At 45.8% G+C, this 14500-nt stretch carries 9 protein-coding genes; 4 read left to right on the forward strand and 5 right to left on the reverse strand.

The features are described 5' to 3' along the window. Positions 1 to 11 precede the first annotated feature (11 nt). Both nrdR and glyA read right to left on the reverse strand, forming a co-directional pair. Positions 12 to 461 (reverse strand): transcriptional regulator NrdR, encoded by a 450-nt coding sequence (nrdR, locus tag SVI_RS15115; protein ID WP_041420001.1) that lies wholly within the window; start codon positions 459 to 461, stop codon positions 12 to 14. Between the two features lie 115 nt (positions 462 to 576). Beyond that, positions 577 to 1833, reverse strand: coding sequence for a serine hydroxymethyltransferase (gene glyA / locus SVI_RS15120; protein WP_013052468.1), 1257 nt, complete (start codon positions 1831 to 1833; stop codon positions 577 to 579). A gap of 452 nt (positions 1834 to 2285) precedes the next feature. Between glyA and ettA the strand changes: the two genes are divergently transcribed. Beyond that, entirely contained in the window at positions 2286 to 3953 is a 1668-nt protein-coding gene (ettA, locus tag SVI_RS15125) for an energy-dependent translational throttle protein EttA (RefSeq protein ID WP_013052470.1), read from the forward strand. Positions 3954 to 4610: 657 nt separating this feature from the next. Here ettA and SVI_RS15130 read toward each other — a convergent pair. After that, positions 4611 to 5654 (reverse strand): hypothetical protein, encoded by a 1044-nt coding sequence (locus SVI_RS15130; RefSeq protein ID WP_013052471.1) that lies wholly within the window; start codon positions 5652 to 5654, stop codon positions 4611 to 4613. Between the two features lie 1226 nt (positions 5655 to 6880). Between SVI_RS15130 and SVI_RS15135 the strand changes: the two genes are divergently transcribed. Beyond that, positions 6881 to 9475: an Ig-like domain-containing protein gene (locus tag SVI_RS15135; RefSeq protein WP_013052474.1), complete on the forward strand. Its 2595-nt coding sequence runs from the start codon at positions 6881 to 6883 to the stop codon at positions 9473 to 9475. A gap of 658 nt (positions 9476 to 10133) precedes the next feature. Continuing rightward, a complete protein-coding gene (locus SVI_RS15140) occupies positions 10134 to 11213 on the forward strand; it encodes a metallophosphoesterase (RefSeq protein WP_083779941.1) in 1080 nt (359 codons plus the stop codon). 61 nt (positions 11214 to 11274) lie between these two features. On the opposite strand, the gene SVI_RS15145 is transcribed toward SVI_RS15140, so the two are convergent. Then, a complete protein-coding gene (locus tag SVI_RS15145; protein WP_013052476.1) occupies positions 11275 to 11661 on the reverse strand; it encodes an MmcQ/YjbR family DNA-binding protein in 387 nt (128 codons plus the stop codon). 98 nt (positions 11662 to 11759) lie between these two features. On the opposite strand from SVI_RS15145, the gene SVI_RS15150 reads away from it, so the two are divergent. Further along, positions 11760 to 13223: a DUF3300 domain-containing protein gene (locus SVI_RS15150; RefSeq protein WP_013052477.1), complete on the forward strand. Its 1464-nt coding sequence runs from the start codon at positions 11760 to 11762 to the stop codon at positions 13221 to 13223. Positions 13224 to 13468: 245 nt separating this feature from the next. Here the strand turns inward: SVI_RS15150 and SVI_RS15155 are convergent, their stop codons facing one another. Then, entirely contained in the window at positions 13469 to 14185 is a 717-nt protein-coding gene (locus tag SVI_RS15155) for a pseudouridine synthase (protein WP_013052478.1), read from the reverse strand. Between the last annotated feature and the right edge of the window lie 315 nt (positions 14186 to 14500).

The raw sequence follows: 14500 nt of genomic DNA on the forward strand, positions 1-14500 counted from the left end.
GATGGAATAGTCTACTTCTGCAGTTTGGCGATAGCATCACCAAACTCGGAAACATCTTCGAATGCCCGGTAAACCGAGGCAAAACGGATATAGGCGACCTTATCTAGGCCCACCAGCTGATCCATCATCAAATTTCCGATAAGCTCAGACTTGACCTCACGCTCGCCGGTTCCCCTCAGGGTCGACTTGATTTTGGTCAGGGCCTGTTCAATCTGATCCATAGACACGGGGCGCTTCTCTACCGCCCTGAGCATTCCGCCCCTGAGTTTATCTTCATCGAAGGGCTGGCGACTGCCATCTTGCTTTACCACTCGTGGCATCACAAGTTCGGCGCCTTCGAACGTGGTGTATCTCTCGTGACACTGGACACACTCGCGGCGTCGTCTTACCTGATGTCCACCGGCCACCAGACGAGAATCGATCACTTTAGTATCGGTTGCGCTACAGAAAGGACAATGCATCAAGCCTCCAGAAATGAGTGAGAAAAACTAATGACGTTTTTACTCTAACGAAATCACCAACAAAAATGGCCGCTAAATAGCGGCCATCGAAGTTTACCTGAATTAACCTTAAAGGTTAACTATAAACAGGGAACTTAGCACACAGATCCAGAACCTGATTCTTAACGCGCTCGATAGTACCTTCATTAGTGATGTCATCCAACACATCACACATCCAGTTAGTAATCGCAACCGCTTGCTCTTCTTTGAAACCACGGCGAGTGATAGCCGGAGAACCAATACGCAGGCCAGATGTGACAAATGGTGAACGTGGATCGTTCGGTACTGAGTTCTTATTCACTGTGATATTAGCAAGACCCAGAGCCGCATCGGCATCTTTACCTGTCATATCTTTACTGATCAAATCCAGCAAGAATAAATGGTTATCGGTACCGCCAGAAACGACATCATAGCCACGATCGATGAAGGTTTTAGCCATAGCCTTAGCGTTAACAACAACTTGCTTCTGATATACAGTAAACTCAGGCTCTAGGGCTTCTTTAAATGCTACCGCTTTAGCTGCGATAACGTGCATCAAAGGACCACCTTGGCCACCAGGGAATACTGCAGAGTTTAGCTTCTTGTAGATAGCTTCATCATCGATAGCCGAAAGAATCAAACCACCGCGCGGACCGGCTAAGGTCTTATGGGTTGTTGTAGTAACAACGTGAGCGTGTGGCAGAGGGTTCGGGTAGATACCCGCAGCAACCAGACCGGCAACGTGAGCCATATCTACGAACAGGTATGCACCAACTTTATCGGCGATTTCACGGAACTTGCTCCAGTCGATGATGCCAGAATAAGCACTGAAACCAGCGATGATCATCTTAGGCTTGTGCTCAATAGCAAGGCGCTCAACTTCGGCGTAATCGATCTTACCCGTAGTCTCATCGATACCGTACTGAACCGCATTATATAGCTTACCAGAGAAGCTAACGTGTGAACCGTGAGTCAGGTGACCACCATGAGCCAGGCTCATGCCTAGTACTGTGTCGCCGCCTTGAAGCAGAGCCATAAATACTGCAGCATTGGCTTGTGAACCAGAATGTGGTTGCACGTTGGCGTAAGTCGCACCGAAAAGTTCTTTAGCACGAGAAATGGCTAGCGCTTCTGCGATATCTACATACTCACAACCGCCATAGTAACGCTTACCTGGGTAACCTTCGGCGTACTTATTGGTTAGCTGAGAACCTTGTGCTTCAAGAACACGAGGACTAGCGTAGTTTTCTGAAGCGATAAGTTCGATATGCTCTTCCTGACGGCGAGTCTCATCTTCAATCGCTTTAAACAGTTGTGGATCGTAGTCCGCGATATTCATATCTTTTTTCAGCATTAGTCACTCCAGCTTTAAATTCTTATATGTAGGGTTGCGCGGTAGTCTACAGCGCTATCGTTCACAATCCCAGTGTTTACACCATGAAATCATTTGCTTTTTGCCATGAGGAAAATTCATCTATCTTGCTCAATTTACCACCTGAGTCCCTATGAGTGATTGTTTTCATCCGATTTATTGACGCCCCTAGGCTAAACTACTCTTTTAAAATGGCTTATGTGAACTTTTAAAAAACACAGTGTTTCTTTTTTCGCATAGTCACACTAGACCTTAACCACCAAGTCTTGGTTTATTACCGCTAAATTTACTATGTTAATCGCATCATTCGGGCCAGAACTTTCCCATGTACTAGCTAAAGGCAATCCGGGTAGCTAAGTTTCTAATAACAGTTTTATGTTCACTTAGGTTTCGCGTAGAATTGCACCATTATTTGGTCACTCAGTAAATTCATCATGGCTCAGTTCGTATATAGCATGCTTAGGGTCGGCAAGATTGTGCCGCCGAAAAAGCAAATTCTTAAAGACATTTCTCTTAGCTTCTTTCCCGGTGCAAAAATCGGTGTTTTAGGCCTCAACGGCTCGGGTAAATCTACCCTGCTACGCATCATGGCTGGTATCGATACCGACATAGAGGGTGAAGCTCGCCCGATGCAAGACCTTAAAATTGGTTATCTGCCCCAGGAGCCTAAACTCGATGAGTCACAAACTGTGCGTGAAGCCATCGAGGAAGCGGTTTCTGAAGCTAAAAATGCCCTGACCAGGCTCGATGAAGTCTATGCCCTGTACGCCGAGCCCGATGCTGATTTCGATGCCTTGGCCAAAGAGCAAGGTCAACTGGAAGCCATCATTGAATCTCAAGATGCCCACAATCTGGAGAACATCTTAGAGCGCGCCGCTAACGCCTTGCGCTTGCCAGACTGGGATCAAAAAATTGCCGTGCTATCCGGTGGTGAACGTCGCCGTGTAGCCATCTGTCGCCTGCTGCTGGAAAAACCAGACATGCTGCTACTCGATGAGCCAACCAACCACCTGGACGCCGAATCTGTCGCCTGGCTGGAACGTTTCCTCAAAGACTACACAGGCACAGTGGTCGCTATCACCCACGATAGATACTTCCTCGATAACGCCGCAGGTTGGATTTTAGAGCTAGATCGTGGTGAAGGTATTCCATGGGAAGGTAACTACTCCTCTTGGCTTGAGCAAAAAGATGCCCGCCTAAAGCTAGAATCCGCCACCCAGAGTGCGCGTCAGAAGACCATAGCCAAGGAACTCGAATGGGTACGCCAAGGTGCTAAGGGCCGTCAGTCCAAAGGCAAGGCGCGTATGGCCCGCTTCGAAGAGCTTAACACCAGCGATTACCAGAAACGTAACGAGACCAATGAGCTGTTCATTCCACCTGGACCACGTCTGGGCGACAAGGTCATCGAAGTTAACAACCTGACTAAGTCCTATGGCGATCGTGTACTCATCGATAACCTGAGTTTCTCTGTGCCTAAGGGCGCTATCGTCGGTATTATCGGTGCTAACGGCGCGGGTAAATCTACACTATTTAAGATGATCACAGGCGAAGAGCAGCCAGACAGTGGCACAGTGGAAATTGGTGAGAGTGTACAACTTGCCTCGGTAGACCAGTTCCGTGACTCCATGGATGATAAGAAAACCGTCTGGCAGGAGATCTCCGGCGGCCAAGATATCATGCGTATCAACAACACTGAGGTTCCGAGCCGCGCCTATGTGGGCCGCTTCAACTTCCGTGGTGGCGATCAGCAGAAGATCATCGGCACCCTATCTGGCGGTGAACGTAACCGGGTACATTTGGCGAAACTTATCCAGTCTGGCGGTAACGTCTTGTTACTCGATGAGCCCACCAACGATCTCGATGTCGAGACCCTACGCGCACTGGAAGAAGCGATACTCGAGTTCCCGGGTTGCGCCATGGTCATCTCTCACGATCGCTGGTTCCTCGATCGCGTCGCCACCCATATCTTAGATTACCGCGACGAAGGTCAGGTTAACTTCTACGAAGGTAACTACACCGAATACACCACTTGGTTGAAAGAAACGATGGGCACAGATGCTATCGAACCTCATCGCCTCAAGTACAAGCGCATGAGTAAGTAGACCAGCGTAATGACTAGCCACCCTTTTTAGGGTGGCTTTTTTGTTTTTACCAATAGGGTTATTGTTTACTTGTCGGATCACAAGTATCAAATATCTTCTTGCGGTTGGGTTCATTGGGCTTTGTTGGTGTTTTGGGTTGTGTTTTTGAAGGTCGTACCTTCATGGCTATCTATCGCTTGCTCAGCGGGATATGTGCAGCTACTTCTGTGACACGGCGCGGCTTTTGATTTCATAATAAGTGTCCCTATAGCCTCTGCGACAGCGTCCTTGCTGTCGAAGGTCACAGCCGCGTTCACACCTGAGTGTTTATCTCTTCGAATTAGATTTTTTGGGTTGTAACTCACTTTTGGACATAAACGTGCTAGAGCATTGAGTCGAATTAATCTGACATTGATTAGAACAAGTATCTTGGTTTATTAGAAAGATCTAATTCTCTCAGCCCCCTTTATCTGATATCTGTTTTGGGGGAGAGGTCTAACGTTGTTTGTTGGTGGGATTGTGACAAGTAAAGTTTGGTGTTGCGTGGTGGGGACGTGACAAGTTTGATCTGATGTACGTTTGGTGGGGTAGAGAACATAATACGGTAGGCACATGATGATGTACCTACCAAGCTTGTTAATCACACGATTGATAATGATTAGCGCGTAGTGATATCTATTATTTGAACATATCGACTTCTACATCGTCAAAGTCGAAGGTTACCGTTATAGGGTTATCAATGACATGAAGGGTACTACTATCTCTCTGTATTTTCTCTATATCCATTTCACCTTCGATGCGAATAATGGAAGTTCCATATATTCTAACTGAAACTGAATGAGTTAAGTCATGGATGCCTTCACCATTCATACTATGAGTCTCTACATCGAGATCGGGGTCATCCAAAAGCTCCTGAGCCGACTGGTATTCAGCACAATAAGACATTCTAGCCTCTGCGTCACATGTAAAATCGAATGAATACTCATTCTGGTCTAGTAGTTCAACTTCTATAATCTCTAGGTTAGTAATGTTGTTAAAACCAGATATTGATTCACCAAAAATATAAAGCCCACCTGTATCAGTAACGGCCACATTAGCTTCATCTAAGAATATACCTTCTATAAACTCTGATTCTGTGTGTAAATGTTCTAAAAACAACCTCTGAAATTCTTTAGAGCCAAAGTATTCTCGAGCTAAACCATTGACTCTGAATAAGGCCATGTTTGCATCTAGTTCTGCAAATTTATCAACATTCCTTTGTTCGCTTAAAAATGAATCTAAAGAATTCGCAATGGGTAATTTCCCGGATCTTACAAAGTGCTTATTTAAAATCCCGTCGTTTAGGATTACAGTTAGTTCCCCTACATTCGCATGGATGCTATTGATTGTTTTTTCGATAAACGAGTCAGGGAAGTCATCTTTATTTTGTGGCTTGCGAAAAGCATTCTTGCCAGCAAAATAATCCTTCATTACGTCTAGAGTGCAGTCATTAGGAATTGGAACTATTTCAACACTATATTTATGCACCCACTCGTCAAAATCTAAGCGTAGCTCACCTTCAATTGTTTCCATTAGTTGCTCTAACAAATTCTGAACTGTACTAATTTCACCGTGAATGTCTCTACCTAGTAAGGTTTTCTTAGAAAGGATTTCTTTAACGCTATCTTTCGCTGATAGTAGTTTGGTTCCGGACTCTGAAATTTTTTTATTCAAGAACTCCATCTTGACTAATTAAGGGACAAACACTCTTACGTGTTCAGATAATACTAACCGATGCAACTTCAACATAGGAACAGAGGATAACCCCTCTTTGTAAAGAATGTTTGTATCTAAGACCACATTGATCATGCCACATATCTTCTTTTAATAGGTCACTAGAATAGACACTAGCGTAGTACTAAGACGGTATCAAGTAGGATATTTGGTTAATGAGAGGAGGGGAGAGTGAACGGTAGGTCGGGTATAGAGGCAAAGCCAGAATTGGCGTTATTTAGTCGGTTCTATGGTTTTGTTGAAGTCTGTAAGTCTGTAGCCCTCCGTGGTGAGATAAGCTTTTTCCTTAAGAAGCTTGGGGTCAGGTCTTGTATTTTGCTTGTCCATTAGCGCATGTATGGCAAACGTTATTAGTTGAAGACTACTCAGCCTAATGAGATAACACATAAAGGGGCATAAACGTGTTACCAATTAAAGCTTAGGCTTACCACTAAAACTACAATCGAAGAGATAGATAAACGGGTGTAGATACGGCTACGAGCTTGCAAAACAAGGCCAAAAATGTTCCCTACATTTTTCGGCATTTCCACCATCCGTGGCGGTCAGATGTTTTGGTAGAGCTCACATGGATGGCGAAAAGCGTCCCGAAGAAGAGTCTGCACATGCCTCGCCGGGTAGGCGATAGGTTACAGTGAAGGTACACCTTCAAACATATCGCCCAATATCAAAACCAGCCAATGAACCCAACAAAAAATGCCTTCAGCCTTCATTTTAAGGCAAGAAAACTTGACCTTAAAATACTCAATTAATGGGCAATATACCCAGCTTTAATGGCTTATTTTTAAGGTGAATTCATCACCAACAGAGCCCACTACCATGTGTTGTCTGTCTGAATCTAGCTGTCGTCGCAGAGTATAAAGCGCATTAGTACCTGTGCCGTGAGCGCTAATCTCAGCGCTAACCCAAATGATTGCAGCTTCTTGGCGGCCCAAGTTAAGTGCTCATCCTTAATTATTTATATCGATTAGCAAATAGCCACTTACATTTATCCTAAAAACACTTTAAGTTGAATTAAGAGTTAAGGAAAGACTCATTATCGAAGTGAATTTACCCTATCACTTCGAAACAAGAATAAATGGACAGTTAGATAAACAACCAGAGTAACGCATACGACATGGCAGTTGGCCTTTGGCTACATTTCGTGATGAAAATAAAAACAACATCAGGAATGCATTATGAAAAACCACATATCACCCCTGGGCGATTTTCGCCTTAAACCTCTTCTATACCGCAGTATAATCGCATCTAGCCTGTTACTTCCCGGCATCAGCCAGGCAGTTGATTGTAATAGCCTAGTAATTTGGAGCGGCGATCAAGCCTATAATGGCGGCGCTCAGGTTCAACATCTGGATATCGCTTACTCGGCTAACTGGTGGACCAAGGGCAACGACCCAGAAACAAGATCTGCCCCCTACCAGGAATGGACTAGTTTAGGTACTTGTGATGGCGGCCCGACAAACACCCCACCTCAGGTATCACTTACCTCTCCGTTAAATAACGCTTCTTTCAGTGAAAATGACAGCGTTGTCATCAGCGTTAATGCCAATGATAGCGATGGCAGTATTGTCAGTGTCGAGTATCTGGTGGATGGCATCTCCATTGGAATGAGTAACCAGGCTCCCTATAGCCTAAGTTGGGCTGCGGCCATTGGCAATCACCAGATTAAAACCATAGCCACTGACAATCTTGGTGCCAGTGCTACTGCCATAGTCAATATCAGCGTGGCTTCGGTGGCCGGCAATATTCCGCCAAGCGCCACACTAACCAGCCCCACAGCCGATTCACAGATAACTGCCGGTGCTATAACCTTACTCACAGCCGATGCTGCTGACAGTGATGGCGCTATCACTCAGGTCGACTTTTATCTCGATGATGTCTTACTCTCAAGTGTTGCCAGCGCACCTTTTCAGCATAACTGGACAGCAACAGCAGGACTCCACAGTTTCAAGGTCAAGGCCACAGACAATGACGGCGCAGTAACATTCAGCTCAGCTGTTCAGGTCAATGTGAGTGGCGGCCAAGTAGGTGGTGGCTGTGCTGGCGTGCCTGCATTTGTCGCGGGCACTAGCTATCAGAGCGGCAATCAAGTCGAAAATATCAACCATAAGTATCGTTGTGATGTGGCCGGTTGGTGTTCATCTAATGCCGCCTGGGCCTATGAGCCTGGCGTCGGTGATCACTGGAGTGATGCCTGGAGCGATCTTGGTATCTGCGCCATAGTACCTGAAATTACCATCACCTCACCTGGGAGTAATGCCCTAGTTCTGGCCAATGCCAGTGTCGATTTCAAGGTCGATGCCAGTGATAGTGATGGCAGTGTGACACAGGTAGAGTTCTTTGCTGCTGGAGTGAGTCTAGGTGTCGATTCAACCGCGCCCTACTCAACCAGCTGGACTGCAACAAATACGGGTGACATTCAACTCAAGGCTGTAGCCACAGACAACGAGGCGAATACGGCCGAAGATACCTTGTTAGTCACAGTAAGTAACGAGCCAATCGTCGCGAGTATCAGCGCCACAAATGCAAATGGCACAGTCACAATAGGAAAAACCGTTAATTTTGCCGCCACCGCCTCTTCAGTGGTGGGGGAAATCACAGGTATCGCGTTTATGGTTAACGGCGCAGCCCTTTCCAGTGACAACAGCCAACCTTACACTGCGAGCTGGACGCCGGGGTCTATGGGGAGTTACTCCATTACTGCTAAGGCCACAGACTCTCAAGGTAACAATGTCACCAGCTCGGCGCTCAGCATCAATGTCATCAGTGCCCCTGTGGGTCAGACTCACAAGTTGATTGGCTACTGGCATGACTTTGTGAACCCAGCTGGCTGTCCTATGCCCCTCAAAGAGATCTCATCGAAATGGGATGTTATCGATATCGCCTTTGCCGATAACGATAGAAACTCCAACGGCACTGTGCACTTCAATCTGTTCAGTGGTGATATTCACTCTACCTGTCCAGCCCTAGATGCCAGCGAATTTAAGCAAGATATGGCGGCGCTTCAGGCACAAGGTAAGATAATCGTGCTCTCTTTAGGTGGCGCCGAAGGTAATATCACCCTCAATACCGATGCCGATGAAGCCAACTTCGTCTCCAGTCTGACTGCGATTATTGCCCAGTGGGGCTTCGATGGTTTAGATATCGATCTCGAGAGTGGTTCCAACTTGCTCCATGGCACCCAGATCCAGGCCAGATTACCAAGGGCGCTGAAGCAGATTGAAACCAATATGGGCGGCGACATGTACCTCACCATGGCACCAGAACATCCCTATGTTCAAGGTGGTATGGTTGCCTACTCGGGGATTTGGGGCGCTTATATCCCACTCATCAACGAGCTAAGAGATACCTTAGACTTGCTTCATGTTCAGCTGTATAACAATGGTGGACTCTCTAACCCTTACACTAACGGCGCTGCACCTGAAGGCTCAGTAGACATGATGGTGGCCTCAGTCAGGATGTTAGTCGAAGGCTTCGAACTCGCCGACGGCTCACAATTTTTACCTCTGCGAGACGATCAAGTGGCCATAGGCTTACCTTCGGGGCCCGCTTCTGCCAACTCGGGTCAGGCGCCGACACAGAACATCATAGATGCGCTGGACTGCATCACTAAAGGCGTCGCTTGTGGCAGCATAGTACCGAGTCAGCACTTCCCCAATTTTGGCGGCGTGATGACCTGGTCAATCAACTGGGATAAGTATGATGGTTATAATTTCTCGGGACCCATAGGCGATAAAATTGACGCCATGAACGCAATGAACGCCGGGAATTAATAAAACTAAGGATTATCACTTCTCAGGGGTATCTATATGGAGACAAAATAGACGCCATGAACACCGAGAATTAACAATTAGCGTTCTTAACATTTCGATGAGTGACTACCCATATATTTTATTATCACACATGGGTTGTCACTTCTCGGGGACATCTATATTAGGCGATAAAATAGACGCCATGAACGCCGAGAATTAACAAGGAATTTAATTAGTAATATGTCCAACATCAGTGGCAATCTATCTGTTTTAAATTATAGGTTGTCATTTCTCATGGATATCAATTCAGAGACAAAATAGATGCGATGAACGCCGGGAATTAATAGAACAAGGGGCAATCAGTAACGGGAAACTTGCAGGCAGGCTATCTATCAGGTCTATCCAGACACAAAAAACTCAATAATGGCTAGCTAATGACCAGCTAAAATCTGTAATCTCGTTTTTATCTCTATTCTCTATCTATTCTCTATCGCTTCTCCATCTCTTCGCTATTTAAGGCCTCTTCATGCCTAGATGCCCTGTTAAAGATAATGCTAGTATCTTTCCAGCTTGTCACTATTTGACTATGACGCTATGTGACTATGACGCTAAACATCAATAAGAAAAAAACAGTGAGAGTCCATTGAATAAAATCTTAATCTTAGCCACATTAACCTTGATGCTTTCTACTCAGGTCAGCTTTGCAGATGCAAATGAAGCAAAATATAAATCAACACCAGCACTAGGTAGCATCTTCGATGGGCCTTACCTGTTTGATCAGAGTTCAAATCAACAAACACGCCAGGCTTATTGGATTTGCGCCAATGCGTTATTAACCACAGCCCTAGATAAGGGTCAGCTGCACCGTCCCAGTGGATGTGGCCAATTACCCGAGCCAACACTCAACCCAAAAGCTAAAAATATAGCAGCTAACACATTTACACATGTCAGCAAAATCGTCGCACTGAGTGATGTCCATGGCCAATTTGATGTGCTTATCACACTGCTTAAAAACCAGAAGATAATCGATGAGTATAATAACTGGGCCTACGGTACCGGCCATATGGTGATGACGGGAGATATGTTCGACCGTGGTCATCAGGTCAACGAGGTACTCTGGTTTATGTACAAACTGGATAAACAGGCCAGTGATGCCGGTGGAAAACTGCACCTGTTAATGGGTAACCATGAGCAGATGGTGATGCGCGGTGACTTAAGATACGTTAACGAGCGCTATCACACCGCAGAAAGGCTACTGGAACGCAGCTACGATGAGCTTTATGACAAAACCAGCGAGATTGGACAATGGCTGCGCAGCAAGCACACCATAGTAAAAATCAACGACAGCCTGTTTCTCCATGGCGGGATCAGTGGTGAGTGGGTCGACAGAAAGCTGACTCTGGATAAAGCCAATCAAATCTACCGCGCCAATATCGATAAGAGCAAAGCTGAGATAAAGAGTGATGACCTGCTTAACTTCCTGTTTTTAGGCGAGGGGCCGACCTGGTTCAGAGGCTATTTTGAAGATGATTACCAAGAGAGTGAAATTGATAGGATATTGGCATATTTCGATGTGAAGCATATCGTCGTCGGCCACACCTCACAGACTAGAGTCTTAGGGCTATTTCACAACAAGGTATTAGCGGTCGATTCGAGCATCAAGAATGGCAAGTCCGGCGAGCTTTTGTTAATCACCCCAAATGGAGATCAGGACACATTAACCCGTGGCCTATACGATGGCAGTCGCGTGACTCTATAACTGACCTAGAGACTAAAAATAACAGGCCTAGGAGCTTGCAGCTGCAGGCTCATACTCAAAGTTAAAGATGAAGTAATATAGAAGTCTGCATCTTCTTAGTCATATTACCCACAACCAGCTTGAATGAGTTATCTATCATGCGCTCGATTTCCCCTCGTGGGATCGAACCATCTAAGATAATGGTATTCCACAGCGCCTTGTTCATATGGTAACCGGGAATAACCCCAGGAAAGATGTCCCGCAAGATTGCGGCTTCATCCGGGTCACACTTAAGATTCATCCACCAGTCCCTGTTTCCCTCATTATCACCTTTACCCATCTTGCCTATGGCCAAGGTGGCGAACATTTTTTTCTTTACCTTAAACACATAGACATCTGCACCGAAGGGGAAATCCAATACCGTTGCAGGCTTATTTAACAGGTATGTTTTAGCAGTTTCAAAATCCATTTAGGCCCATCCCAGGGTACAAAAAACACTTTCAGCTTACGTTCATCTTCGCCTCTTTATAATCGGTACACAATCAAAAATAGCTGTTTGGAGACGATATGAAGATATTCACTCGACAGAATCGAACTCGGGGGATTTTGGCCCTGTGTATGATTCTCTGTATTACTCTGTTTGCTAGCCTCTCAAAAGCACAAGCCGAGTCTAATGGAGCTGAGGCCAGCTTCAGTGAAGCCGAGCTGGCACAGATGCTCGCGCCTATCGCCCTGTATCCTGACAGCCTGCTGACCCATATTCTTATCTCATCAACCTATCCGCTAGAAATCGTCCAGGCAAAACGATTACAAAGTAAAAATAAGTTACTCCCCATCGAGCAGTTGATGCACAAAGCCGAAGATCAGGACTGGGACCCAAGTGTCACCGCCCTGCTGGCCTTTCCTACCGTGCTCGACAAGCTCAGTGAGGACTTAGAGTGGACACAAGATTTAGGCGATGCCTTCTTACAAGATGAAGAGAAATTGCTGGCCAGCATTCAAACCTTAAGGCATCAAGCCGATGCCGCTAATAGCCTAGCCGAAATGGAAAATATGTCGGTGAGCCGCGTCGATAACCAGATCATCATAGAGCCAATTCAGCAAGAGATTGTCTACGTGCCCTATTACGATCCAAGACTGGTATATGGTCACTGGGCCTGGTATCGCTACCCACCGGTATATTGGGCACCTTCCCCTTATTATGTTCGTCCACACCATGGTCATTTTTATTGGCACAGCGGCGTTCATATCTCATTTAACTACTACTTCAGCGCCTTTAGTTGGCATAAGCATCATGTGGTGGTTGTTCACCATACTAATTCCCGTCATTACCGATATCACCGCCCTATCGTGACCAGCCATGGGGCGCAGAGATGGCACCATAAACCCGCACATCGCCGCGGCGTTGCCTATCGCAGTCCAGCGCTGAAACACAGATACAATAGTCATCGCCCGAGCACGCAATATAGCAAGCAAGTACGACAGGGCGAAAGTCATGGTATCAAGCGTGGGAGTACAGCTAATAAGCTTCACTCAAAATCTACCCACACTAAACGCGCAACTGGCGTGAGTAATCTGAGCCATTACAATAAGCAGATAGCGAAACAGAGGGAACAGAAATTTGCCAGTCGGATGCATCACAAGAGCAAGGTACAGGTACAGGTACAGGTCAGTGATCCTGGGAGAAACAAGCACAAGCTAAGTAATAAACTAGATCGCACTCAAGCACAGAAAAGATTGAAACAAGCATCAAGCAAGCCATCAAATTATAACCGGGTTCAAACTCAATCGAGTAACAAGCCGAGTCAGAAGCCAAGTAACAAGGCGCGCAGTAATTTAAACTCACAACAACACGAGGCAAAAAATTACAACCGGGTTCAAACTCAATCGAGTCAAAAGGCGTACGAGAACAAGACATCTCACGCCAGAACCCAGCAAGCCAGGACGTATTCGACGAGACAAGCAAGTCATGAGACTCAAGTGAGAAACTTATCTCAGCTGAGAAGCTCCGTCTCAGCCTTAGGTGCATAATTACAAGAGTACTAATCTCAAGAGTACTCATTACAAAAGTACTAATCTCAAAAGTAATAGCTATAAAAGTAATAGCCAAAGAAGTAATCATCGGTCTCACACTAAACAGAGAGATTAGCCGAGACTCGAATCAAAACAAAAACAGCGAGCTTAGGCTCGCTGTTTTGTTTTATCTGCATTGTTATGGTTTGCATCTATAGCTTAGGATTAAGGCCAGCCCTCGAGCCTAAAGCCAAAGGCGAATATCAGATAACCGACTCATAGCAGTTAAAGCCACTGACTTCATCTGCTGTCAGGTGCCGCCACTCACCAAGCTCTATATCCAAGCTCAGCTTGCCTACTTGCTGTCGATGTAGGCCGACCACTCGATTGCCCACGGTAAAAAACATACGTTTTACCTGATGATAGCGTCCCTCGCTGAGGGTTAACAACACCTGATGGGGAGTAATAACTTCAAGCTTAGCCGCTAGTGTCAGTTTTTTTTCGCCCTGTAACTGCAGCCCCTGTTCGAATCTGGATACCAGCTCATCGATATCCCCATCTTCGATAGGATCTCTCAGAGTCACCCTATAGGTTTTCTCACAGTGATACTTAGGATTGATAATGTTAAACGACCAACGTCCATCATCTGTGATCAATACAAGTCCCGTAGTATCGGCATCCAGCCTGCCTGTTATATGCAGGTCCTCGGCTCTGTCCACCTGGATATAATTCATTACCGATGGGTAGTCGCCATCGACATTGGAACACAAGGTATCGATTGGCTTATGCAGCATGATATAACGCGAGGGCCTGGCAACTAGGCGCCGCCCAGCTAACATGATGCAATTGTTCTCATGCACTTGCGTCTGGGCCGTGACAATAACCAGCTCATTAACCCGCACTTGCCCCGCTTCAATCAAGTCAATTGATTCGGCACGGCTAAAATCGGTACTCTTGCAGAGGAATTTGTCGAGGCGCATTAATTAATCGGCAACATGTTTGAGATAAATGAGGTGCGCCATTATCGCTATTCATCGATGAGGGTCAAGCTGGTCCATAAATCATACCGAACATAAACCTTTATCATGCTGCTAGTTTGAAGCTCTTAAATAATGGCAAGCGCGATCTAAAACACTAACAACTCAAGTCGCCTGTCGCCAGCCAAAGAAGTTCATAGTTTCCTCGTCAAAAATCCAAAGAGAAACAGATTAACAATCTAAGATGTCAAAATATGTCCAGTATGACTTAGGTTCATTAGATAATTTGTTATCAAACCTCAAGCTGCTGCTCAACAA

Origin of the sequence: Shewanella violacea DSS12 (assembly GCF_000091325.1) — a bacterium.
In the GTDB taxonomy this organism is placed as follows: domain Bacteria; phylum Pseudomonadota; class Gammaproteobacteria; order Enterobacterales; family Shewanellaceae; genus Shewanella; species Shewanella violacea.